Origin of the sequence: Rhodanobacter thiooxydans LCS2 (assembly GCF_000264375.1) — a bacterium.
Taxonomy (GTDB): domain Bacteria; phylum Pseudomonadota; class Gammaproteobacteria; order Xanthomonadales; family Rhodanobacteraceae; genus Rhodanobacter; species Rhodanobacter thiooxydans.
Map to the genome: position 1 here is coordinate 1 of NZ_AJXW01000158.1, position 376 is coordinate 376.

1 protein-coding gene is annotated in these 376 nt (G+C 68.4%); it reads left to right on the forward strand.

Annotated elements, in window-relative coordinates:
• The coding region (locus UUA_RS18335) for an NADPH-dependent FMN reductase (protein WP_008439738.1) at window positions 1-376 on the forward strand (376 nt) is incomplete at both ends.

Consider the following 376-nt stretch of genomic DNA (forward strand, 5'->3'; position numbering starts at 1 on the left):
GTTCAAGGTCGGCTACATCGTCGGCAGCCTCGCCAAAGGCTCCATCAACCGCCTGTTGTCCAAGGCGCTGGTCCAGCTCGCACCTCCGGCGCTGCAGCTGGTGGAGATCCCGATCCGCGACCTGCCGCTGTACAGCTACGACTACGATGCCGACTATCCGCCGGTGGCGCGCGCGTTCAAGCAGGCGATCGCCGAGGTCGACGCGATCCTGTTCGTCACGCCGGAATACAACCGCTCGATCCCCGGCGGGCTGAAGAACGCGATCGACTGGGCCAGCCGGCCGTGGGGCAGGAACTCATTCGCGCGCAAGCCGTCCGGCGTGATCGGCACCTCGCCCGGCTCGATCGGCACCGCGGTCGCCCAGGCGCACCTGCGC